Source organism: Rhizobium pisi, from assembly GCF_003938655.1.
Taxonomy (GTDB): Bacteria; Pseudomonadota; Alphaproteobacteria; order Rhizobiales; family Rhizobiaceae; genus Rhizobium; species Rhizobium pisi.
This window is the reverse complement of record NZ_RJJT01000015.1, coordinates 59,841-74,238: the sequence shown is the minus strand read 5'-3', so window position 1 is coordinate 74,238 and position 14,398 is coordinate 59,841. Positions and strand designations below refer to the sequence as shown.

At 62.4% G+C, this 14,398-nt stretch carries 16 protein-coding genes; 9 read left to right on the top strand and 7 right to left on the bottom strand.

What is annotated here, in order from left to right; all coding sequences use genetic code 11:
- Positions 1-2: 2 nt before the first annotated feature.
- Positions 3-167, bottom strand: a complete 165-nt coding sequence (locus tag EFD55_RS33255) for a hypothetical protein (protein ID WP_165504846.1) — start codon at positions 165-167, stop codon at positions 3-5.
- A 174-nt stretch (positions 168-341) separates the two neighbouring features.
- Between EFD55_RS33255 and EFD55_RS21275 the strand changes: the two genes are divergently transcribed.
- From EFD55_RS21275 to rcdA, 3 genes are all read left to right on the top strand, one after another.
- Positions 342-1,640, top strand: a complete 1,299-nt coding sequence (locus tag EFD55_RS21275) for an MFS transporter (RefSeq protein ID WP_125847064.1) — start codon at positions 342-344, stop codon at positions 1,638-1,640.
- A 193-nt stretch (positions 1,641-1,833) separates the two neighbouring features.
- Positions 1,834-2,025: a DUF1192 domain-containing protein gene (locus tag EFD55_RS21270; protein ID WP_008533098.1), complete on the top strand. Its 192-nt coding sequence runs from the start codon at positions 1,834-1,836 to the stop codon at positions 2,023-2,025.
- Between the two features lie 391 nt (positions 2,026-2,416).
- Positions 2,417-2,932 carry a protease adaptor protein RcdA gene (gene rcdA / locus EFD55_RS21265; RefSeq protein ID WP_125847062.1) on the top strand — a complete coding sequence of 172 codons (516 nt, stop codon included), beginning with the start codon at positions 2,417-2,419 and terminating at the stop codon, positions 2,930-2,932.
- A gap of 139 nt (positions 2,933-3,071) precedes the next feature.
- Here rcdA and rpmE read toward each other — a convergent pair whose 3' ends face one another.
- A complete protein-coding gene (gene rpmE, locus EFD55_RS21260; protein ID WP_008533100.1) occupies positions 3,072-3,293 on the bottom strand; it encodes a 50S ribosomal protein L31 in 222 nt (73 codons plus the stop codon).
- A 193-nt stretch (positions 3,294-3,486) separates the two neighbouring features.
- Between rpmE and EFD55_RS21255 the strand changes: the two genes are divergently transcribed.
- From EFD55_RS21255 to EFD55_RS21235, 4 genes are all read left to right on the top strand, one after another.
- Positions 3,487-5,289: an ABC transporter transmembrane domain-containing protein gene (locus tag EFD55_RS21255; protein ID WP_125847060.1), complete on the top strand. Its 1,803-nt coding sequence runs from the start codon at positions 3,487-3,489 to the stop codon at positions 5,287-5,289.
- Positions 5,290-5,507: 218 nt separating this feature from the next.
- Positions 5,508-5,696: a YegP family protein gene (locus tag EFD55_RS21245; RefSeq protein ID WP_027683183.1), complete on the top strand. Its 189-nt coding sequence runs from the start codon at positions 5,508-5,510 to the stop codon at positions 5,694-5,696.
- 270 nt (positions 5,697-5,966) lie between these two features.
- Positions 5,967-6,305: a YciI family protein gene (locus tag EFD55_RS21240; RefSeq protein WP_125847056.1), complete on the top strand. Its 339-nt coding sequence runs from the start codon at positions 5,967-5,969 to the stop codon at positions 6,303-6,305.
- 7 nt (positions 6,306-6,312) lie between these two features.
- On the top strand, positions 6,313-7,563 hold the full coding sequence (locus EFD55_RS21235) for an RNA polymerase sigma factor (RefSeq protein ID WP_125847054.1): 1,251 nt from the start codon (positions 6,313-6,315) through the stop codon (positions 7,561-7,563).
- Here EFD55_RS21235 and EFD55_RS21230 read toward each other — a convergent pair whose 3' ends face one another.
- From EFD55_RS21230 to EFD55_RS21220, 3 genes are all read right to left on the bottom strand, one after another.
- A complete protein-coding gene (locus EFD55_RS21230; RefSeq protein ID WP_125847052.1) occupies positions 7,564-8,595 on the bottom strand; it encodes a peptidoglycan -binding protein in 1,032 nt (343 codons plus the stop codon).
- A 3-nt stretch (positions 8,596-8,598) separates the two neighbouring features.
- Complete coding sequence (locus EFD55_RS21225; RefSeq protein ID WP_125847050.1) at positions 8,599-9,702, bottom strand: MotA/TolQ/ExbB proton channel family protein; 1,104 nt, start codon at positions 9,700-9,702, stop codon at positions 8,599-8,601.
- A gap of 112 nt (positions 9,703-9,814) precedes the next feature.
- Positions 9,815-10,615 carry an inositol monophosphatase family protein gene (locus EFD55_RS21220; protein ID WP_125847048.1) on the bottom strand — a complete coding sequence of 267 codons (801 nt, stop codon included), beginning with the start codon at positions 10,613-10,615 and terminating at the stop codon, positions 9,815-9,817.
- Between the two features lie 215 nt (positions 10,616-10,830).
- Between EFD55_RS21220 and EFD55_RS21215 the strand changes: the two genes are divergently transcribed.
- Together EFD55_RS21215 and EFD55_RS21210 are read left to right on the top strand one after the other, a co-directional pair.
- Entirely contained in the window at positions 10,831-11,409 is a 579-nt protein-coding gene (locus tag EFD55_RS21215; protein ID WP_125847046.1) for a TetR/AcrR family transcriptional regulator, read from the top strand.
- A gap of 74 nt (positions 11,410-11,483) precedes the next feature.
- Positions 11,484-12,224: a 3-oxoacyl-ACP reductase family protein gene (locus EFD55_RS21210; protein ID WP_125847044.1), complete on the top strand. Its 741-nt coding sequence runs from the start codon at positions 11,484-11,486 to the stop codon at positions 12,222-12,224.
- A 76-nt stretch (positions 12,225-12,300) separates the two neighbouring features.
- Here the strand turns inward: EFD55_RS21210 and EFD55_RS21205 are convergent, their stop codons facing one another.
- Both EFD55_RS21205 and EFD55_RS21200 read right to left on the bottom strand, forming a co-directional pair.
- The gene (locus tag EFD55_RS21205; RefSeq protein ID WP_125847042.1) at positions 12,301-13,398 is read right to left on the bottom strand and encodes a protein-glutamate methylesterase/protein-glutamine glutaminase; all 1,098 of its coding nucleotides are present in this window, start codon (positions 13,396-13,398) and stop codon (positions 12,301-12,303) included.
- Between the two features lie 130 nt (positions 13,399-13,528).
- Positions 13,529-14,383 (bottom strand): CheR family methyltransferase, encoded by an 855-nt coding sequence (locus EFD55_RS21200; RefSeq protein WP_125847040.1) that lies wholly within the window; start codon positions 14,381-14,383, stop codon positions 13,529-13,531.
- Positions 14,384-14,398 lie beyond the last annotated feature (15 nt).

The following is a 14,398-nucleotide window of genomic DNA, read 5'->3' as shown; positions in this document are numbered from 1 at the left end:
GTCTACATCAGGAAATCGCGCGAAAGCAGCGCCAATGCCCAGATGCCGAAAGCGATCAGCGCGATCCTCCAGAAATCCATGCGTCGTCTCAGGCCTGGAAGCCCGAGCGGCTTGATCACCTGTATCGCCATGGCAAGGATGAGCAGCAAGGCTATCAGCTTTGTCATGCTTTATTTTTTCCGTTTTTCGGAATGTCACAGGACGGACATTTTTCCGCGCGAACAAGAGGATCTCGACACGCCGTAAAGACATTCCGGGGCACAATCAATCATCTTGAGGCTAGGCAGACGCAGGTCTTGCCTTATGTCCATTTTTAAATCGCTGAGACCGAGTCTGGGGAAATGAAGAGAAATCTGCTGTCCGTCGCCGCGCTGCTCTTTGGCACGCTCTTCCTTTTCATGGGCAACGGCCTGCAGGGCATCCTGCTTCCGGTGCGGGGCAATCTCGAAGGTTACGCAACCACGACACTCGGCCTGCTCGGCACTTCATGGGCCGGGGGCTTCGTCATCGGCTGCCTGGTGGCGCCGAAGCTGGTCCGCCGTGTCGGCCATATCAGAGCCTTTTCCGGCTTCATCTCGATCATCGCCATCATCGCGCTGGTCAGCGGCATCATTATCGATCCGTTCTGGTGGGTGGTGCTGCGCGCCGTCACCGGCTTCTCCACCGCCGGCACCTCGATGATCATCGAAAGCTGGCTGAACGAACGCGCCAGCAATGAGAGCCGTGGCGCGATCTTCTCGCTCTATATCGGCATCACGCTGCTCGGCGTCGTCGGCGGCCAGATGATGATCCCGCTGGAAGACGTGCGCACGCCGGTGCTCTTCATGATCTGCGGCATCTTCTACTGCATCGCCATGCTGCCGACGACGCTGTCGACCGCTGCATCACCACAGCCGCTGAAGGCGGTCCGCCTCGACCTGCCGGCGCTCTACCGCAACTCGCCGGTTTCCTGCCTCGGCATTCTGCTCGTCGGCATCGCCAACGGCGCTTACGGCACGCTCGGCGCCGTCTTCGGCGCCGGCGCGGGCCTCTCCGACGCCAGCATCGCCATCATGATGAGCGCCACGATCTTCGCCGGCGCGGTGATGCAGCTGCCGGCCGGCCGGCTTTCCGATCGTATCGACCGGCGCTACGTGCTCGCCGCCATGTCGGCGATCGCCGCCGTTGCCGGACTGCTGATCTTCCTACTCCACCCGACCTCACCCACCTTCCTGATCGGCCTCGTCATTCTCTATGGCGCAGTGGCGAATACGCTCTATCCGATCGCCGTCGCCCATGCGAACGACTTCGCGACCTCGGAGGATTTCGTCAAGGTCTCCGGCGGCCTGCTGCTGCTCTACGGCATCGGCACGGTGATCGGCCCGACGATCGGCGGCCCCGTCATGTCGATGATCAGCCCACATGCGCTCTTCCTCGTCACGGCCATCGCCCATGTGCTGATCACCGTCTACGCCATCATCAGAAGCCGCATCCGCGCCGCCGTTCCGGTCGGCGACCGCGATGCCTACACGACGATCCCGACCGGCACCTCGCAGATGCTGACGCCGCAAAGCATGTCGCTTGCCGATCGCGGCACCGGCAAATCTGCTGAAACCGGGAAGCCTCCCGAAAGCGGCGATCCTGCTGTAAAGTTCGGCTGAGCAATTCCAGGAAAAGTGCGAAGCGGTTTTCCAAGGCAAAGCGCGAAGTGCTTTTGCCGGGAGTTGCGTAAAACAAGACGTGAGAGCGATTTTGCGCTTCCATGAAAAGCTGAACCGCTCTAGCGCATCGGCCCCCAAAATCGGAATCGATTTTGGGAAGTACGATGCCCTGGGCAGCAACGGAGGACGAACCATGAGCTTCATCGATGACGACCGGCCGCAGAAGAAGGCCGTCCATGAGATCGGCGCCGATCTCTCCATGCTTTCGGTGGACGAGCTGAAAGCGCGAGTGGAATTGCTGAAGGCGGAGATCGCCCGCCTCGAAGCCGAGGCCACCCGCAAGGCCTCGGGACGGCAGGCGGCTGAGAGCTTCTTCCGCTCGTAATCGCCGAAGTCCCTAAAAAACAAGAGTCTAGGCTAAAAAATGAGGCCGCCTCAAGTCTTGATCCGGCACAATGTTAATAAAATATTAAGCTTTATAAGGTATTACTGTACTCATCCGGATCTTTTCTGGATCTCAGACAGTTTTCCATGCGGTGAATTGGTCTGATTTTTCTCCCTGTTTTACCTTGAGAGCCGCTTTTGCGGCTCTTCTTTTTACTTGCAGCCGGCGCACTTCCACGAAACTGTGGAGATTAACCCTTTCTTAAGAAACGGCTTGCGCATTTGCGCTAATGATACCATCTTAAAGTCATAAAGACCGGGCTTGGAAACTTTTCCATCGGCGCCGGCGTTACCTGACCATAAAGTAGCTGCGTGCAACAGGGACTATTGCGATGTCGGAAGTTGGATTGAACACGATCAGTTTTGCGGGCCGCGCAGCTGCATCCTCGCAGTTCAAGGCGCTTTACGCGGAAGGCATGTCGCTGGTCGAAGAGACCGCAGCCTATCTCGACGGCCAGGGCCGCGCCGCCTCCAAGGTTCTCCCGCGGATGGCCTCGGTCCTCTACGCAGCGGAATCCATGCGCCTCACCACCCGCCTCATGCAGATGGCCTCCTGGCTGCTGCTGCAGCGCGCCGTCAACAACGGCGAAATGTCCCGCGACCAGGTCCTGGCGGAGAAGAACAAGGTTCGCCTCGACGGCTTTAACGTCGACCGCGCCGCACCCGGCTGGGGCGACCTGCCGGAATCCTTCCGTGACCTCGTCGAGCATTCGCTGCGCCTGCAGAACCGTATCGCCCTCTTGGACCGCGAAATTTACCGCCCGTCCGAAGCTGTGATCGTCCACGACAACCAGAACAGCGTCCAGGCCCAGCTTTCCCTGCTGCAGACCGCCTTCGGCAACAACTGATCCGGATTTAGAGAATTCGATATGAAACCGGCTGCGCCCCGCGCAGCCGGTTTTTTGTTTGCCGATGAACGGCGACATCCCGCAACGCAAAAAGCCCGGCGAAACCGGGCTCTTTTCAAATTCCGTCGAGCAGAAGCGATTAGAGGCCGAGGCCGCCGAAACGCTTGTTGAACTTGGAGACGCGGCCACCGCGGTCCATGAGCTGCTGGTTGCCGCCGGTCCAGGCCGGATGCGACTTGGAATCGATTTCGAGGTTCATGACAGCGCCTTCCGAACCCCAGGTCGAGCGGGTTTCGTATTCGGTGCCGTCGGTCATGACAACCTTGATCACGTGATAGTCGGGATGGATGCCTGCCTTCATAACAATCTTCCTGCGATACCGGAGTTCAATTTGCCGCATGCAGTTGCGGGCAACGAACCGATTGAATAAATGAAGCCGCAGTCGTGATGGCTACGGCTTCCCATTAGGATGCGGTGCCTATACATGAAGGACGCCGGGATAACAAGAGCCAACAGGCCGCATTGCGCGGGTCTTGCAGGCGATCGGAGACGATTTGGCAGAGCAGGCACAGGCAGAAGAACAGAAGACCCGATCGCTACGGCCGCTCGGCAGGCTGACGCCCTATGTCATGCGGTATCGCGGCATGGTGGCGGGCGCGCTGATTTCGCTGTCAATTGCCGCCGTCACCTCGCTGGCGCTGCCGCTTGCCGTGCGCCGCATGATCGATCACGGTTTCACCCACTCCGACGGCCGCTTCATCAACAGCTACTTCGCAATGCTGATGGTCATGGCGGTGGTCCTCGCGATGGCAAGCGCGCTGCGCTATTATTTCGTCATCACCATCGGCGAGCGCATCGTCGCCGATCTTCGCCGCGACGTCTTTGCCCATGTGACGCGGCTGTCGCCCTCTTTCTTCGATGTCAACCAGTCCGGCGAGATCGTCTCGCGCCTGACCGCCGATACGACGCAGATCAAATCCGCCGTCGGCGCTACAGCTTCGGTGGCGCTCAGGAACCTCATCCTCTGTCTCGGCGCCATGGGCATGATGATCGTCACCTCGCCGAAGCTTTCGAGCCTCGTCATCGGCGCGATCCCGCTGATCGTCTTCCCGCTTGTTGGCTTCGGCCGCTCGGTGCGCAAGCGTTCCCGCGCCGCCCAGGATACACTCGCTGAGGCTTCCGCCTTTGCCAACGAGACGGTCGCCGCCACCCGCACGGTACAGGCCTTCAACGGTGAGGATGCCGCAGCGGCACGCTATGGCGCCGCCGTCGAATCCGCCTATGAGGCCGCACGCGCTGCCATCCGCTCCCGCGCCCTGCTGACGGGCATCGCCATCACGCTGATCTTCGGCAGCGTCGTCGCCGTGCTCTGGGTTGGCGCACACAGCGTGCTTGCCGGCACGCTCTCGGCCGGCACGCTCGGCCAGTTCCTGCTTTATGCCGTCATCTCCGCCGGCTCGCTGGGCGCGCTCTCGGAAGTCTGGGGCGAACTCTCCCAGGCAGCGGGCGCTGCCGACCGCCTGACCGAGCTTCTCGACGAGGTCTCGCCGATCGCAGCCCCGGCCAACCCGCAGGCCCTCCCTTCGCCCGGCCGCGGCCGCGTCGAATTTTCCGGCGTGCACTTCGCCTATCCCTCGCGCCCCGGCAAATCGGCGCTGCACGGCTTAAGCTTCGCGATCGCGCCGGGTGAGACGGTCGCCATCGTCGGCCCTTCCGGCGCAGGCAAGAGCACTGTCTTCTCGCTGCTGCTGCGCTTCTACGATCCGCAGCAGGGCAGCGTAAAGATCGACGAGGTCGACGCGCGGCTGACGACGCCAGACGAACTGCGCCAGCGAATCGCCATCGTGCCGCAGGACGTCACCATCTTTGCCGCCTCGATCCACGACAACATCGCCTTCGGCCGCCCCGGCGCCTCGCGCGAGGAAGTCCGCGCCGCGGCACTTGCCGCCCAGGCCGACGAATTCGTCTCCCGCCTGGACAAAGGCTATGAGACCGAGGTCGGCGAGCGCGGTGTGACGCTTTCCGGCGGCCAGCGCCAGCGCATCGCCATTGCCCGCGCCATCCTGAAGAACGCCCCCGTATTGTTGCTCGACGAGGCGACCTCGGCGCTCGATGCCGAAAGCGAGACGCTGGTGCAGAAGGCGCTCGACGGCCTGGTGGATGGCCGCACAACGCTCGTGATCGCCCATCGGCTGGCAACCGTGCTGAAGGCCGACCGCATCCTCGTCATGGACCAGGGCCGCGTCGTCGAGGAAGGCACGCATCAGAGCCTGATCCGCCAGGGCGGCATCTATGCGCGGCTGGCGCGGCTGCAATTCGATGCTGCCCATGAAGATGTGCTCGCCGCCGCGAAATAACCGGCATGCGCCTGTTCATCGACAACCACTAAAGTCTGACCTTGACCGCACCTCCCTGTGGTTGCCTTTCGCGCCCCCGCATTCGCTTGCGCCCAATGGAAACGGTGACAATTGGACGCTAAGCAATCGAATTCTAATTAAGGCAGTGGAAAAGCTCGCCATTTTGATCTAGCCTCCACTAAGCTGATGGTTGCAATTCAGCGTTTCGGGAGACATCCATGTATAAATTCGAAGTTTATAAGGATAAGGCGGGCGAGTTCCGCTTCCGCTTCAAGGCATCGAACGGCGAAGCCATGTTCTCATCCGAGGGCTACAAGGCGAAGGCGTCCGCCATGAGCGCCATCGAATCCATCAAGAAGAACACGCCCGGTGCCGAAGTCGTCGATCAGACGAAGGCCGAATCCTGATCCGATCGGCAGGGGCGGCGTCACGCCATCCCTGCCCTTTTCGCGCCCTTGAGCAGCGCCGGTGCCTTTGAGCCCGGCCTGCTCGCTCTTGATTTTCGGCGCCATTTTTCTTTTTCGCATATTTTTTGAAAGCCATGTCGAAACGACCCGTGGCCGCGCCTCATTGTATCGGAACGGCCCGCCGCTCCGCCGGGCTTCACAGCTTTCGGATATCGGTCCCCGATATCGGCATGCCCGGATCAATGCCAACCATGAGATCAGGAGTTTTCCATGCAATATGCTCTCATCATTCGCGAAGGCGCCGAGGACTTTGCTCGGCGCAGCGACCCTGCCTATCGCGACGGCTGGATCGCCTATAGCAAGGCGCTTGCCCAGGCAGGGATCATGACCGGTGGCGCCGGGCTGACAGGCCCGGAAACCGGCACGATCGTGCGCCGCAAAGGCGAGGACCACGATGTTCAGGACGGCCCCTATCCCGAAGGTAAGGAACAGCTCGGCGGCTTCTATCTGATCGAGGTTCCCGACATGGATACCGCGCTCGAATGGGCGACACGCGTTCCGATCTCCGACAGGGGTTCGGTCGAGGTGCGCCCGCGCCTGCAGATGTGAGGCGAGGATGCCACCCGATGCCGGACGCGCTGCCGAAGAGGTGGCGCGTCAATCCTACGGCAAGCTGATCGCCTTCCTCGCCGCCCGTTCGCGCGACGTGCCGGCGGCGGAAGACGCATTATCGGAAGCACTGGCTTCGGCGCTTCGTGTCTGGCCCGAACGCGGCGTTCCCGGCAATCCGGAAGCCTGGCTGCTGGTCGCCGCACGTCGGAACCTCATGCAGGCCGCCCGCCACCGCGCCGTCCAGGCCAACGCGCAAGCGACGCTGTCGCTCGCCTTCGAGGAGGCCGAGGAACGTATGAACGAAGCCGGCAAATCCGCCTTTCCCGATGAGCGGCTGAAGCTGCTTTTCGCCTGCACCCATCCCGCCATCGACAGCTCCGTGCATACCCCGCTGATGCTGCAGACCGTTCTCGGCATCGAGGCGAAGACCATCGCGCGAGCCTTCGTCGTTTCACCGGAAGCGATGAGCCAGCGGCTGGTGCGGGCCAAGATGAAGATCCGCGATGCCGGCATTCCCTTCGCCGTTCCCCCTCGCCCCGCCCTATCAGGTCGGCTTGCCGCCGTTCTTTCGGCGATCTACGCCGCCTATGGCCTCGGCTGGGACGGTCTCGACGGCGAGGAGGAGCGCCATTCGCTTGCCGGTGAGGCGATCTGGCTCGGCCGCGCGCTTCTCGCCGTCTTGCCCGACGAACCGGAAGCGATCGGCCTCCTCTCGCTGATGCTTCACTGTGAAGCCCGTCGCAGCGCCCGGCGCGACGGCAGTGGCCGATATGTGCCGCTGGACGAACAGGATACGGCGATCTGGAACGCGATCATGATCGCGGAGGCCGATGCGCTGCTGCGCAAGGCCGGAGGTTTCGACCGCTTCGGCCCGTTCCAGTGCCAGGCGGCGATCCAGTCCGTCCATGCGGCGCGCCGGTTTTCAGGAGCGACCGACTGGCAGGCGCTGACGACACTCTACGCCGCGCTTGTGACGATGAAGTCCGCGCTCGGCGCGCGCGTCAGCCAGGCTGCGGTGATCGGCAGGGCGCTGGGTCCAGCCGCGGGCCTGGAGCAACTCGACAGGCTCGATCCGCGCGACATCGCCGCTTATCAGCCTTACTGGGCGGTGCGGGCCTTTCTTCTGGCAAACGCCGGCGATGACACCGCCGCGACCGACGCCTACATGGCGGCGATCGGCCTCAGCGACAGTCCCGCCGTGCGCGACTTTCTCACCCACCGGCTGGAGCAGGCGCGCCGGGCGCTCTCAGGCTGATCATTTCTCGGTCAGCTTCAGCTCGATACGGCGGTTCGTGGCGCGCGCATCCGGCGTCTCACCCGGTGCAATCGGCTGGAATTCGCCGAAGCCGGCAGCAACGAGCCGATCGGCCGGCACGCCCTGCGCGATCAGGAACTTGACGACCGAAATCGCACGCGCCGAGGAAAGCTCCCAGTTGTCGCGATAGCGGCCCGTTCCGGCAAGCGGCACATTGTCGGTATGGCCGTCGACGCGCAGCACCCAGTTGATCTCCGGCGGAATTTCCTTGGCGAGATCGAGAAGGGCGGCGGCAAGCTTTGCCATCTCCATCTGGCCATCCGGATTGAGATCGGCCGCGCCCGAGGGAAACAGCACTTCCGACTGGAAGACGAACCGGTCGCCGACGATGCGGATATTCTCGCGGTCCGAGAGGATTTCGCGCAGCCGGCCGAAGAAGTCGGAGCGGTAACGGTTCAGCTCCTGCACGCGCGCGGCAAGCGCCACGTTGAGACGGCTGCCGAGATCGGCGATCTTCGTCTGCGAGACCCGGTCTTTCTCTTCCGACGCCTGAAGTGCTGCTTCGACGGCGGCGATCTGGCTGCGGAGGGCTGCAATCTGCTGGTTCAGGAGTTCGACCTGGCTGAGCGCCCGCTCGCTCACCTGCTTCTGCTCGTCGAGCTCCTGCGTCATCGTGCCGATCCGCTTCTGCGCCGCGTCCTGGCCGCCCGAACCGGCGTTCAGCAGTGCCTGCAGCCGCGACCGCTCGCCTTCGGCATTGGAAAGCGACGCCTGCAGGTTGGCGACCGAATCCTGGAGATCCTGGTTGCTGCCTTTTTCAAGCGCCAGAAGCTGGGTCAGCTCATTGATCTGGCTGTTGAGGCGATTCAGCACCTCGTCACGGCCCGTGATTTCGCGGCTGAGAATAAACTGTCCGACGACGAAGACCGTCAACAGGAACATGATCGAGATGAGCAGCGTCGACAGGGCATCGACGAAGCCCGGCCAGTAATCCACCGTGCGTTCGCGGCGGCGGTTGCGGGCAAGAGCCATGGCTTATTTGCCCTCGCTCTTCTCTGTGTGGCTCGCCCGGTCGCGCGGGCGTTCGGTCCTGTCGCCTCCGCGCTCCTGCAGGCCGATGCGTTCCGCCAGCCGGTCGAGCGTGCGGCGCATCGCCTTCGCTTCGTCCTGCTGCGCCTCGATCCAGTCGCGCAGCATCTGCTGCTCGTTGCGCATGTTCTTGACCAGCCCCTGAATGCCTTCGGCGAGGCTCGCCATGGCGGCGACCGAGCGCTGGCTGCCGACGCCGCCCTCTTCGGAGACCTTGCGCAGATAGTCGGAAAGCGCGCGCATGTCTTCCGAGGATGCGCCGGAAACGGCCTCGAGCGCCGGCGCAAGATCGGAGCCGACATCGGTGACGGAGGAGAGCCAGTTTTCCAGCTCCATATAGAAGCGGTTCTGCGCGCGGCCCGCCTGCAGGTCGAGGAAGCCGAGAATGAGCGAACCGGAAAGGCCGAGCAGCGAGGAGGAGAAGGCTTGGCCCATGCCCGAAAGCGGCGTGGAAAGCCCTTCCTTCAGCGCCGAGAGCACATCCCCCGTGCCGTTCGAGCTGGCATCGAGCGACTGGATGACGATGCTGATCGAGCCGATGGTGCCGATGAGACCCCAGAAGGTGCCGAGCAGGCCGAGGAAGACCAGGAGGCCGATCAGGTAGCGCGAAACGTCGCGCGATTCGTCGAGACGGCTGGCGACGGAATCGAGGATGGAGCGCAGCGCCGTCGTCGACAGCGCCATGGAAGTTTTACGGCTGCCGATCAGCGCCCGCATCGGCGCAAGCAGCTTCGGATTGCGGCTGACCTTGTCGGCGCTGCCGGCGGCGCGGAACGAATTGAACCAGCGCACCTCGGGGCGAAGCGCCAGCACATGATTGAAAACAAGGATGATTCCGACCGCGAGAACGCCGAGGATCAGGCCGTTGAGGCCCGGATTGTGCATGAAGGCGGTCTGTGTCTGCCGAAAGAGGATGGCGGCAATAAAACCGACGATGACGAGGAAGAGCAGCATCGTCCAGAGGAAGGGCATCGGACTCGAAAGTCTGTAGGCATAATTGCCCGTCGTCTTTTCGGTGGAGCCGATCTCCGCCACATTCACATTTTCCATAGGTTACGCAGCCTCCGGATTCCCTGCTGGCGGAGACTAGAGCAACATTGTGCCGAATTGAAGTATGCCGGGGCGAAAACCGTGACTTTACAACAGCCGGTTTTCCGTTCGGTCACTTGGCGGGGATCGGCCGCTTGATGACCTCGAGCAGCGCCTTGTGGATGGCTTCGTTGCCGGCGACGATCGCGCCGCTCTCCAGAATGGCCGCCCCGCCGTCCCAGTCGGTGGCAAAACCGCCTGCTTCGCGAATGAGCAGGATGCCGGCCGCCATGTCCCAGGGCGCGAGCTCCGCTTCCCAGAAACCGTCGAAACGACCGGCGGCGACATAGGCGAGATCGAGCGTCGGCGAACCGAGGCGGCGGATGCCCGCCACTTCGCCCATCACGTGGCGAAGCTCGACCAGGAACTTGCCGTGGTTGCGTTTGCCAAGCGCCGGCACGCCGCAGCCGATGACGCAATCCGACAGCACGCGGCGCGCGGCGACGCGCAGGCGCCGGTCGTTGAGGAAGGCGCCGCCGCCGCGCTCGGCGGTATAAAGCTCGTCGGTCGCCGGATTGAAGACGACGGCGGCGACGATCTCGCCGTTGCGTTCGAGCGCGATCGAGACGGCGAAAGCCGGAATGCCGTGCAGGAAGTTCGTCGTGCCGTCGAGCGGGTCGACGATCCAGCGATGCGCGCCGTCCGTGCCTTTGATCTCCTCGCTTTCCTCGCCGAGGAAGCCGTAAGTCGGGCGGGCTTTTATCAGCTCTTCCCGGACGATCTTCTCAGCCTTGCGGTCGGCGGTGGAAACGAAATCGCCCGGTCCCTTCACGGAAACCTGCAGGTTCTGCACTTCGCCGAAATCACGCCCCAGCGATTTTCCTGCCTTGAGGGCAGCCTGAACCATGACATTGAGAAGAGCTGAACGGGCCATCTGCGCATTTTTCCTTGGGACTGATACGAGGCGCGCGCTGCCAGGGGCGGGAAATGTCCCTGAACATGCATGACAGGCAGCGCTGCAAAGATTGGCGGCCTCAAGACCACAAAATCACGGAAATTTCAAGGGGAGGCGCGCATGGCTGCCCTGCAATGCAAGCCATGCCAATTTTATTATGGACAGATTAGTCCAGAAAGTGTAAATCGTCTGCCATGGCAAGACACAAGGAATTCGATCGCGACACCGCCCTTCAGGCCGCCATCGGCGTGTTCTCGGAGCATGGTTACGAAGGCACCTCGACAGACGATCTGCTGACGGCGATGAAGATCAGCCGTCAGAGCATGTACGACACCTTCGGCGACAAGCGCAGCCTCTACTTGGAAGCACTGAAGCGCTACAATGCCGACAGCGTCGGCAAAATCGTCGCCGATCTCCGCCGAGAGGGCCGGCCGATCGAGGCGCTGGAAGGTGCTCTCGTCGCCTTCGCCTCACGTCCCGCTGCCGAGGCGCGGCGCTGCTGCCTCGGCGTCAGTGCCATCTGCGAATTCGGTCGCACCGATGCCGAGATCGCAGCTCTTACCGACAGCGCCGGCCACGCGCTTCACCTGGCGATTGAGGGCCTTCTCGGTGAGGCTCGCGGGGCCGGAGAACTCGCAGCGGATATCGATATCGCCGACGCCGTTCCATTTCTCGGCGCAGCTCTCGCGGGCATGAAAGTCAGCGCCCGAAACGGCGCCCCACCCGAGACGCTCCGCAACATCGCGCGCATGGCTATCAGAAGCCTTCGTTGAGGAGAACAACTCCGAGCTGACTTTTCCATGAGCAATTCTAGACTGATCAATCCAAAAAACAGAAGGAAATCTCCATGTCTCAACCTCTTTCCACCAAGATTGCCCTCGTTACCGGCGGCGCGCGCGGCATCGGTGCCGCCATCGTCCGAAGGCTCGCAGCCGATGGCGCCGCCGTCGCCTTCACCTATTCAAGTTCAGAGCACAGGGCGAAGGCGATCGTCGCCGAACTGGAGGCCGCTGGCGGCAAGGCGCTGGCGATCCGGGCCGACAGTGCCGATTCGAAGGCCGTGCAGGATGCCGTCGCGTTGACAGCCGGGCATTTTGGCGGTCTCGACATTCTCGTCAACAATGCCGGCATTCTTATCCTCAACCCGCTCGACGACTATTCGCTCGAAGATTTCGATCGGATGTTCGCCGTTAATGTCCGCGCTGCGTTCGTCGGCATCCAGGCCGCGGCAAGACATATGAAGGAAGGCGGCCGCATCATCACCATCGGCAGCGTCGCTGCCGATCGCAGCGGCTTTCCAACCTCGGCGGTCTACAGCATGACGAAGGGCGCCATCGCCGCGATGACCCGCGGCCTCGCCCGCGATCTCGGCTCACGCGGCATCACTGTCAACAACATCCAGCCCGGCCCGACGGCGACTGACATGAACTCCAATGAGGACGATCATGAGCGCCTTAAGCCGCTGATGGCGCTTGGCCGTTTGGGTGAGGACCGCGAGATTGCCGGCCTCGCCGCGTATCTCGCCAGTGCCGAGGCCGCCTTCGTCACCGGCGCCAGCCTGACGATCGACGGCGGTTATCTCGCCTGAATGCAGAACCTGCAGGGCTAAAATAAAGGCCGGCCGCATCCTATGATACCGCCGGCTTCGCCTGTTCAAACAGGTCCTAAAACTTCTGCTGTGTCATCAGCACTTCGCGGGCGATCTGATCGAGCGGCAGGATACGGTCGACACCGCCCTTGGCGATCGCTTCCTTCGGCATGCCGAAAACGACGGAACTCGCCTCGTCCTGCGCCACCGTGTAGGCTCCGGCCTCGTGCATTTCCAGCATGCCGCGCGCGCCGTCGTCGCCCATGCCGGTCATGATGATCCCCATCGCGTTCGAGCCGGCCGAACGCGCCGCCGAACGGAAGAGCACATCAACGGAAGGCCGGTGGCGGGAGACCAGCGGCCCGGTCTTCACGCTCACATAATAGCGCGCTCCCTGGCGTTCGAGCAGCATGTGCTTATCGCCAGGGGCGATCAGCACATGGCCGCGCAGCACCGGGTCGCCGTCGGCGGCTTCCTTGACCTCGACCTCGCAGAGTCCGTTCAACCGCTTCGCAAAGGCAGCGGTGAATTTCTCCGGCATATGCTGGACGATCACCACGCCTGGAGCATTGGCCGGCAGTTCTTCCAGGAATTCGCGCAACGCCTCGGTGCCGCCGGTGGAGGCGCCGACGCAGACGACCATCTCCGTCGTCTTTGCCATCGCCCGTCCCGTCGGCGGTGGCAGCATCGCATCCGCCGTCAGCTTCTTGGCCGGCCCCTCGGCGGAGGCGGAGCGAATGGTTCCGGCGGCGCGGCGCACGGTGGAAAGCCGCGCGTGCGAAGCGCTCTTCACGACTTCACGAATGCGCATGGCGTCATCGGCGAGACCGTCGGCAGCTCCGATCTTCGATTTCAGAATGACGTCGACGGCGCCTGCCTCGAGCGCCTGAAGCAGCGTTTCCGAGCCCGCCTCCGTCAGCGACGAGCACATCACGACGGGGATCGGCCGCTGCGACATCAGCTTGCGAAGGAAGGTGATGCCGTCCATGCGCGGCATCTCCACGTCGAGCGTGATGACATCGGGGATTTCCTCCTGCAGCTTCCGCGCCGCCACGAAAGGATCGGATGCCACCCCCATGATCTCGATATCGGGATCCTGCTCCAGCACATGGCTCAGTGTCTGGCGGATGCTGGCGGAATCATCGATGATGAGAACGCGGATTTTCTTACGCATGGATGCCTCCAGAGCAATTCCAGCAAAAGTGTGTAACGGTTTTGCCAGGCAAAGCGCGAAACGCTTTTGCCGGGAATTGCGTGAAAACAAAGAGATAGAGCATTTCCGCGAGGAGAAAAGCGGAAATGCTCTAGATACGCTGAAACACCGTATTCGAAACCTGTTTCAACGGCAGGTCGAAGCCGGTGATAGATTCGGAATGGCCGATGAATATGTAGCCGCCCTTCGCCAGGCAATTGCAGAGACGGTTGAGCACACCGGCCTGGGTTTGCTTGTCGAAGTAGATCAGCACGTTGCGGCAGAAGATGATGTTCATCAAGTCGCCGACCGGGTATTTGTCGTCCATCAGGTTCATTCGGGCAAAACCCACCCTGCTGCGCAGTTTCGGTGTGATGCGCACCTCCTTGCGGCCCGGCTGCTTGGCAACAAGCACGTATTTGCGCTGCAGGTCGCGCGGCACGGGCGCGATGATGTCTTCCGGATAGATGCCCCGGCGCGCCGTCTGCAGCACGTCGGTGGAAAGATCGGTGGCAAGTACGCTGTAGGAAACGTCGTTGCGGCCTTCGGCAAATTCCGCCAGCACCATCGCCATCGTGTAGGGTTCGGCCCCCGTCGAGCAGGCCGAGCTCCAAGTGCGGATGGTGCGCACGCCGCTGTTGGCGATCGCCGGCAGCGCCACCGTCTGCATGTAGTCGAAATGCTTGGCTTCCCGGAAGAAATCCGTCTTGTTCGTCGTCACCACGTCGATGAGGTAGACGGTTTCCTGGGCGAGGCCGTCGTGATTGAACAGGAAGTCGCAATAATCGTCGAAGGTCGAATGATTGGTCGCGCGAAGGCGGCGCCTCAACCGCCCTTCGAGCATCGTCAGCTTGGTCGGCGGCATCTTGATGCCGCTATAGTCGTAGATGAACCGGGCAAGCTTGTCGAAATTGCGCTTGCTGATCCGGTCGCCGGGCAATTGGGTTTCCACCGCTGCCATACTCATAGAACGCAGTACTCC

What these genes read in the sequence shown, in the direction of transcription:
- rpmE (WP_008533100.1), bottom strand. Translation starts at nt 3,293, where the DNA reads ATGAAGGCAGGCATCCATCCCGACTATCACGTGATCAAGGTTGTCATG.
- EFD55_RS21275 (WP_125847064.1), top strand. Translation starts at nt 342, where the DNA reads ATGAAGAGAAATCTGCTGTCCGTCGCCGCGCTGCTCTTTGGCACGCTC.
- EFD55_RS21200 (WP_125847040.1), bottom strand. Translation starts at nt 14,383, where the DNA reads ATGAGTATGGCAGCGGTGGAAACCCAATTGCCCGGCGACCGGATCAGC.
- EFD55_RS21210 (WP_125847044.1), top strand. Translation starts at nt 11,484, where the DNA reads ATGTCTCAACCTCTTTCCACCAAGATTGCCCTCGTTACCGGCGGCGCG.
- EFD55_RS21220 (WP_125847048.1), bottom strand. Translation starts at nt 10,615, where the DNA reads ATGGCCCGTTCAGCTCTTCTCAATGTCATGGTTCAGGCTGCCCTCAAG.
- EFD55_RS21235 (WP_125847054.1), top strand. Translation starts at nt 6,313, where the DNA reads ATGCCACCCGATGCCGGACGCGCTGCCGAAGAGGTGGCGCGTCAATCC.
- EFD55_RS33255 (WP_165504846.1), bottom strand. Translation starts at nt 167, where the DNA reads ATGACAAAGCTGATAGCCTTGCTGCTCATCCTTGCCATGGCGATACAG.
- rcdA (WP_125847062.1), top strand. Translation starts at nt 2,417, where the DNA reads ATGTCGGAAGTTGGATTGAACACGATCAGTTTTGCGGGCCGCGCAGCT.
- EFD55_RS21215 (WP_125847046.1), top strand. Translation starts at nt 10,831, where the DNA reads ATGGCAAGACACAAGGAATTCGATCGCGACACCGCCCTTCAGGCCGCC.
- EFD55_RS21225 (WP_125847050.1), bottom strand. Translation starts at nt 9,702, where the DNA reads ATGGAAAATGTGAATGTGGCGGAGATCGGCTCCACCGAAAAGACGACG.
- EFD55_RS21245 (WP_027683183.1), top strand. Translation starts at nt 5,508, where the DNA reads ATGTATAAATTCGAAGTTTATAAGGATAAGGCGGGCGAGTTCCGCTTC.
- EFD55_RS21205 (WP_125847042.1), bottom strand. Translation starts at nt 13,398, where the DNA reads ATGCGTAAGAAAATCCGCGTTCTCATCATCGATGATTCCGCCAGCATC.
- EFD55_RS21240 (WP_125847056.1), top strand. Translation starts at nt 5,967, where the DNA reads ATGCAATATGCTCTCATCATTCGCGAAGGCGCCGAGGACTTTGCTCGG.
- EFD55_RS21230 (WP_125847052.1), bottom strand. Translation starts at nt 8,595, where the DNA reads ATGGCTCTTGCCCGCAACCGCCGCCGCGAACGCACGGTGGATTACTGG.
- EFD55_RS21270 (WP_008533098.1), top strand. Translation starts at nt 1,834, where the DNA reads ATGAGCTTCATCGATGACGACCGGCCGCAGAAGAAGGCCGTCCATGAG.